The following is a 6307-nucleotide window of genomic DNA, read 5'->3' on the forward strand; positions in this document are numbered from 1 at the left end:
AGCTCAGGCTTCCTTGAATCGATAGCCCACGCCATAGAGCGTCTCGATCATTTCGAAATCGTTATCCACCACCTTGAATTTCTTGCGCAATCGCTTGATGTGGCTGTCGATCGTTCGATCGTCGACATAGACTTGGTCGTCATAGGCCGCGTCCATGAGCGCATTGCGGCTCTTCACGACGCCGGGACGCTGGGCCAGCGACTGCAAAATCAGGAATTCGGTCACGGTCAGCACCACCGGATCGCCTCGCCAGGTGCAGGTGTGGCGCTCAGGGTCCATCACGAGCGCGCCGCGCTCCAGAACCTTGGCCTCAGATTCCTTCTGCGCCGCGGCCTCCTTGGGATTGGCGCGCCGCAGGATCGCCTTCACGCGCTCGACGAGCAGGCGTTGCGAGAAGGGCTTATGAATGAAGTCGTCCGCGCCCATCTTCAGGCCGAACAGCTCGTCGATTTCCTCGTCCTTGGAGGTGAGAAAAATCACCGGGAGGTCGGACTTCTGCCGCAGTCGACGCAGAAGCTCCATGCCGTCCATTCGCGGCATCTTAATGTCGAAGATCGCCAGGTCGGGCGGGTTGGCGCGCAGCCCGTCGAGCGCCTGCGCGCCGTCGGTATAGGTCTGGACGCGATACCCCTCGCCCTCCAGAGCGATGGAGACAGAGGTGAGAATGTTTCGATCGTCGTCGACGAGAGCGATGGTCGGCATCTTCACCCTTTGCTATGTGCGGCCGCAATTTAACGTCCGGGCCGGCGCGACGTGACTGCGCTTTCCGCGCGAAACGGCCGCCCCCGATTCCTCGAAGGGCGCGACGTCGATGCTCAACAGTCGACACACTTATCGACTCGACAGCGGGACGTTCGAAAGGCGCCGTCGACCCGACAAGTTCCGAGGCCAAGGCGGCTGAAATGTGGCCGACGTCCGTTCCCAGGGGCGGCGCCGCCTCGATGCCGCTGGACCGCTTATACACAGTATTGTCGAAAAAATCACCTTGTGCCAGGGCATGCGCGATTAAACATAATGGCGACAATGGGATAGCTTGGCCGCAGCGCCAGTCTGGCGACGCGCCGGGGGTTGGAAAATCTGGGGTTTTCGCCAATCTGCTAAAGGTTCTTTCAGACCCGACGCCGTTCGGCTCATAAGGCGCAAGTGAAAAGCGGCGCGGCGCGCGGCGTCAGCCCCAGGGAGTGGATCGATGAGCGAAGATTGGGCATATCAGGTTCGGGTCAATCTCGTCGACGCGGCGGCCAAGCTCGCGCGCAAGGATCCGGAAAATCCGGCGCTCAAGCCGCTCAGCGACATTCTCGCCAAACATAACGCGAAGCTTCGGAACCAGCTCGACGCCTTTTCCGAATATGTCGCCGCGGCCGAACAGCGCGGCGAGGAGAATTTCCCGCTCTACAAATGGACCAAGGCGGTGATCGAAGACCCAGTGAAAATCGAGAAGCACGGCAAAGCCTTCTCGATCCATGTCGCCGGTGAGGAAATCTATGGAAAGGACGTCGCCGACGCGCTGGAGGCGGACCTTCAACCCCTCGTCGGCGGCCCGCTGGTCGCCCGCCTGACCAAGCACGACAGCAACCCCGCCAACAATCCACAGCCGCCTGCGCAATATCGATAGCGCGGCTCCGTGGCAGGGCGGCCCGTTCCCCGCGTCATGGCCCGCGCTTGTCGCGGCCATCCACGCCGTGGCGGCCTTCCCGACTCAATAGGCGCGGTCGCCTCGTGGCTGCCCGGCACAAGGCGCACAAGGCCCGGCATGACGGCAAACTGCGCGGCGCCCGCTCCCTCTCCCGCGTAGCGGGGGAGGGCCGGGGAGGGGGCGTGAGGCTTACGCCGTCGCCAGGAAGCCGGCGATCTCGTCCTTGAGCGCGAGCCGCTTCCTTTTCAAATCTTCGATCGTCGCGTCGTCGGCCGGTTCGACATTGGTCTCCATGCGGTGAATGGCGCGATTGAGCGTGTGATAATCCTCAGCGATGCGGGCGAAATGGGCGTTTCCGGCCTTCAGCGCATGAATCGCTTCGGCCTGCTCCGGAAATTCTTCATGCAGCTCATGCGCGACATGGCTCATGCGGTCGGTTCCTCCCTGTGTTTTTTATGTTCAGCGTGAGCTTACCGGCTTTCGCGGCGGCGTTGAACGGCCCCTTCGCCGCCTGCGACGATTTGCGCCGCATTCGTGCACCGCGCTGTCATGCCCGCGACAGCGGCGTATCTCTCTGCTAAGCGCCCTTGACCAAACTGCCGCTTCCGGAACGTTGCCGACGCATTCGGCCTGCGAGACGAAAGCCTTTGCGCGCGCTGCGGAAGAGGCGGGCATGTCTCGCACCGAGGTCGAAGCGTTCACGGACGTCATCGCCCTGGCCGGACATGCCGGTTTTTCTCATCGCCGTCTTCGGCAAGGGCGAACCCGCCAATCTGACGAAAGCCGAGCGCAATGAATTGGCGAATCTGTCAAAGGCTCTTGTCGCCGAATTTCGAAGACGGGCCTTGCGCGTATAAGAGGGAGAGGCGCCGTGACCAAACGAGCTTTCAACAAGATCGCCGCCGGATTGAATGAGGCCATCAGCATTGTTCGCGGCGACGAGGCGCCCGCGCGTCTTCATCTGCCCACCGAACTCGATGTGAAGTCCATCAGCAAGAAAACCGGGCTTTCGCAGGAGAATTTCGCCAGCTCCTTCGGCTTCACCGTGGAGCAGATCAAGTCATGGAAGCAGGGGCGGAGCCGTCCGCTCGGCGGCGTGCGCGCCTATCTGATGATGATCGATCTCGATCGAAAAGGCGTCGCGCGCATCCTCGGGGCCGCCCGGAAAGAAAAGGCCGCGTAACGTCCGACGAATTTCTTTCGTGGCGTAACATTCTTTGCTTGACGCCCCGGACCTTCGCCATTAGGTTCCGCCCACTTTCGACAGGCCGTAAGTTCATGCCGTCGGCGAGCGCCTCGCTCTCGATCCTTCGAACTTAAACGCTGTCGCCTTGCCTGTGACCGCCAAATGTAATTGGTAATCAGCACGTCGCGAAAGCGACTGACAGGAAGGCACGATCCCGGCGACGGGATCCTCTGCGTTAGAAGCGCCTTGGCCCTTACGGCCATCGGCGCTTCGCTCGTTTGCGCGTGCCTTTAAGGGCCATGCGCGGCGGGATCCCTTGACATCCGCCATTCGCAATCACGCGAAGGACCCTATTGAATGCCGACGATCAGCCAGTTGATCCGCAAGCCGCGCCAAGCGCCGACCTATCGTGAGAAGGCGCGCCATCTGCAGTCCTGTCCGCAGAAGCGCGGCGTGTGCACCCGCGTCTATACGACGACGCCGAAGAAGCCGAACTCGGCGCTTCGCAAGGTCGCCAAGGTACGCCTGACCAACGGATTCGAGGTCATCGGCTACATCCCGGGCGAGGGCCATAACCTTCAGGAGCACTCGGTCGTGATGATCCGCGGCGGCCGCGTGAAGGATCTTCCCGGCGTTCGCTATCACATTCTGCGCGGCGTGCTGGACACGCAGGGCGTCAAGGACCGCAAGCAGCGCCGTTCGAAATACGGCGCGAAGCGTCCGAAGTAAGGAGCCATTCGATGTCTCGTCGCCACCGGGCCGAAAAGCGTGAAGTGATCGAAGACGCCAAGTTTGGCGACATCGTTCTCACGAAATTCATGAACTCGATCATGTACGACGGCAAGAAGTCGGTCGCCGAGCAGATTGTCTATGGCGCGCTCGATCAGGTCGAGTCGAAGGCCAAGAGCGATCCGCTCGCCGTCTTCAAGCAGGCGCTCGAGAATGTTGCGCCGGCGATCGAGGTTCGGTCCCGCCGCGTCGGCGGCGCCACCTATCAGGTGCCGGTCGAAGTGCGCAACGAGCGTCGTCAGGCGCTCGCCATCCGCTGGATCATCACCGCGGCCCGCGCCCGCAACGACAAGACCATGGTCGACCGTCTGTCGGCCGAACTGCTCGACGCGTCCAACAACCGCGGCGCCGCGGTGAAGAAGCGCGAAGACACGCATCGCATGGCGGAGGCCAACCGCGCCTTCTCGCATTATCGCTGGTAAGGACAACCGTCATGGCCCGCTCTCATCCGATCGAGGACTACCGTAACTTCGGCATCATGGCCCACATTGATGCGGGCAAGACGACGACGACGGAACGCATCCTCTATTACTCCGGCAAGAGCCATAAAATCGGCGAGGTGCATGAAGGCGCCGCGACGATGGACTGGATGGAGCAGGAGCAGGAGCGCGGCATCACCATCACGTCCGCCGCAACGACGACGTTCTGGAACGGCAAGCGCCTCAACATCATCGACACGCCCGGCCACGTCGACTTCACCATCGAGGTCGAGCGCAGCCTGCGCGTGCTCGACGGCGCCGTATGCGTTCTCGACGGCAACCAGGGCGTCGAGCCGCAGACCGAGACGGTCTGGCGTCAGGCCGACAAATACAATGTGCCGCGCATCGTCTTCGTCAATAAAATGGACAAGATCGGCGCCGACTTCGACCGCTGCGTCGAGGAAATCAAGACACGCGTCGGCGGCCGCCCGGTCTGCGTGCAATTGCCGATCGGCTCCGAGTCGAATTTCAAGGGCATCATCGATCTCGTGCGCATGAAGGCCGTGGTCTGGGAAGACGAAGGTCTCGGCGCGAAGTATCACGACGAAGAGATTCCTGCGGAACTGCTCGACAAGGCCAAGGACTATCGTTTGGCGCTGATCGAAGCCGCGGTCGAAATGGACGACGAGGCCATGGCGGCCTATCTCGACGGCCAGGAGCCGGACGAGGAGACGCTGCACAGGCTCATCCGCGCCGCCGTGCGCAAGATCGCCTTCATCCCGGTGTTCTGCGGCTCAGCCTTCAAGAACAAGGGCGTGCAGCCGCTGCTCGACGCGGTCGTGCATTATCTGCCGTCGCCGGTCGATCGCGAGGCGATCAAGGGCGTCGATGTGGACACGGGCGAGGAGCTGGATCGCAAACCACTCGATTCCGAGCCCTTCTCCATGCTCGCGTTCAAGATCATGGACGATCCCTTCGTCGGCACGATCACCTTCGCCCGCGTCTATTCGGGCAAGATCGACTCCGGCACGACAGTGCTCAATTCGACGAAAGAGAAGAAGGAGCGCATCGGCCGCATGCTGCTGATGCACGCCAATAATCGCGAAGACATCAAGGAAGCCTTCGCGGGCGACATCGTCGCGCTCGCGGGCCTCAAGGACACGCGCACCGGCGACACGCTCTGCGACATGCAGAAGCCTGTCATTCTGGAGCGCATGGAGTTCCCGGATCCGGTCATCGAGATCGCCATCGAGCCGAAGTCGAAGGCCGATCAGGAGAAGCTTGGCATCGCGCTGCAGAAGCTCGCCGCGGAGGATCCCTCGTTCCGAGTCTCGACCGATCAGGAAAGCGGCCAGACCATCCTCAAGGGCATGGGCGAACTGCATCTCGACATTAAGGTCGACATTTTGAAGCGCACCTATAAGGTCGACGCCAATATCGGCGCGCCGCAGGTCGCCTATCGCGAGCGCCTCGGACGCAAGCTTGAAATCGACTATACGCATAAGAAACAGACCGGCGGCACCGGCCAGTTCGCGCGCGTGAAGATCATTTTCGAACCCAATGAAGCCGGCAAGGGCAATGAGTTCGAAAGCAAGATCGTCGGCGGCGCGGTGCCGAAGGAATATATCCCCGGCGTCGACAAGGGCATTGCGTCGGTGACGACGTCCGGCATTCTCGCCGGCTTCCCCGTCGTCGATCTGAAAGCGACGCTCATTGACGGCGCCTTCCACGACGTCGACTCGTCGGTGCTCGCCTTCGAGATCGCTTCGCGCGCCGCGACGCGCGAAGCGCTGCAGAAGGGCGGCTCGGTGTTGCTCGAGCCGATCATGAAGGTCGAAGTGGTGACGCCGGAGGAATATACCGGTTCTGTCATCGGCGATCTGAATTCCCGTCGCGGACAGATTCAGGGTCAGGACATGCGCGCCAACGCCGTGGTGATCAACGCCATGGTGCCGCTCGCCAACATGTTCGGCTACGTCAATCAGCTGCGCTCCTTCACGCAGGGACGCGCCAGCTACACGATGCAATTCGATCACTACGAACAAGTGCCCGAGGCGGAGTCGAAGAAGGTGCAGGCGAAATACGCCTGATCTCGATCACTACGGGCAAACGGAACTCTTTAAGAGGAGCACGGCGATGGCCAAGGAAAAGTTTTCACGCACGAAGCCGCACTGCAACATTGGGACGATTGGGCACGTCGACCATGGCAAGACGTCATTGACGGCGGCGATCACCAAGGTTCTGGCGGAGACGGGCGGCGCGACCTTTACGGCCTAT

9 protein-coding genes are annotated in these 6307 nt (G+C 61.6%); 7 read left to right on the forward strand and 2 right to left on the reverse strand.

Annotation, left to right across the window (positions count from 1 at the left end):
* Positions 1–3 precede the first annotated feature (3 nt).
* Positions 4–702, reverse strand: coding sequence for a response regulator transcription factor (locus tag ACR65T_RS15385; protein WP_014890774.1), 699 nt, complete (start codon positions 700–702; stop codon positions 4–6).
* Positions 703–1189: 487 nt separating this feature from the next.
* Between ACR65T_RS15385 and ACR65T_RS15390 the strand changes: the two genes are divergently transcribed.
* Positions 1190–1615, forward strand: a complete 426-nt coding sequence (locus ACR65T_RS15390) for a hypothetical protein (RefSeq protein ID WP_434497315.1) — start codon at positions 1190–1192, stop codon at positions 1613–1615.
* Positions 1616–1825: 210 nt separating this feature from the next.
* Here ACR65T_RS15390 and ACR65T_RS15395 read toward each other — a convergent pair whose 3' ends face one another.
* Positions 1826–2065: a YdcH family protein gene (locus ACR65T_RS15395; protein WP_434497316.1), complete on the reverse strand. Its 240-nt coding sequence runs from the start codon at positions 2063–2065 to the stop codon at positions 1826–1828.
* Between the two features lie 296 nt (positions 2066–2361).
* Here ACR65T_RS15395 and ACR65T_RS15400 point away from each other — a divergent pair, with 296 nt between their 5' ends.
* The 6 genes from ACR65T_RS15400 to ACR65T_RS15425 form a co-directional block, all read left to right on the forward strand.
* Entirely contained in the window at positions 2362–2493 is a 132-nt protein-coding gene (locus ACR65T_RS15400; RefSeq protein WP_434497317.1) for a hypothetical protein, read from the forward strand.
* Positions 2494–2507: 14 nt separating this feature from the next.
* On the forward strand, positions 2508–2819 hold the full coding sequence (locus ACR65T_RS15405; RefSeq protein WP_434497318.1) for a transcriptional regulator: 312 nt from the start codon (positions 2508–2510) through the stop codon (positions 2817–2819).
* Between the two features lie 360 nt (positions 2820–3179).
* A complete protein-coding gene (rpsL, locus tag ACR65T_RS15410) occupies positions 3180–3551 on the forward strand; it encodes a 30S ribosomal protein S12 (RefSeq protein ID WP_014890767.1) in 372 nt (123 codons plus the stop codon).
* Between the two features lie 11 nt (positions 3552–3562).
* Complete coding sequence (gene rpsG, locus ACR65T_RS15415; RefSeq protein WP_018406024.1) at positions 3563–4033, forward strand: 30S ribosomal protein S7; 471 nt, start codon at positions 3563–3565, stop codon at positions 4031–4033.
* Positions 4034–4044: 11 nt separating this feature from the next.
* The gene (gene fusA, locus ACR65T_RS15420; protein ID WP_434497319.1) at positions 4045–6120 is read left to right on the forward strand and encodes an elongation factor G; all 2076 of its coding nucleotides are present in this window, start codon (positions 4045–4047) and stop codon (positions 6118–6120) included.
* 46 nt (positions 6121–6166) lie between these two features.
* Positions 6167–6307: GTP-binding protein (locus ACR65T_RS15425; RefSeq protein ID WP_305648578.1), on the forward strand; the 141-nt coding region annotated here is incomplete at its 3' end.

The sequence above is a fragment of the Methylocystis sp. genome, assembly GCF_051061285.1.
Lineage (GTDB): Bacteria > Pseudomonadota > Alphaproteobacteria > Rhizobiales > Beijerinckiaceae > Methylocystis.

Bases quoted from the DNA above. Each gene is read 5' to 3' on its own strand.
- rpsG (WP_018406024.1), top strand. From the start codon at position 3,563: ATGTCTCGTCGCCACCGGGCCGAAAAGCGTGAAGTGATCGAAGACGCC.
- rpsL (WP_014890767.1), top strand. From the start codon at position 3,180: ATGCCGACGATCAGCCAGTTGATCCGCAAGCCGCGCCAAGCGCCGACC.
- fusA (WP_434497319.1), top strand. From the start codon at position 4,045: ATGGCCCGCTCTCATCCGATCGAGGACTACCGTAACTTCGGCATCATG.
- ACR65T_RS15395 (WP_434497316.1), bottom strand. From the start codon at position 2,065: ATGAGCCATGTCGCGCATGAGCTGCATGAAGAATTTCCGGAGCAGGCC.
- ACR65T_RS15400 (WP_434497317.1), top strand. From the start codon at position 2,362: ATGCCGGTTTTTCTCATCGCCGTCTTCGGCAAGGGCGAACCCGCCAAT.
- ACR65T_RS15390 (WP_434497315.1), top strand. From the start codon at position 1,190: ATGAGCGAAGATTGGGCATATCAGGTTCGGGTCAATCTCGTCGACGCG.
- ACR65T_RS15385 (WP_014890774.1), bottom strand. From the start codon at position 702: ATGCCGACCATCGCTCTCGTCGACGACGATCGAAACATTCTCACCTCT.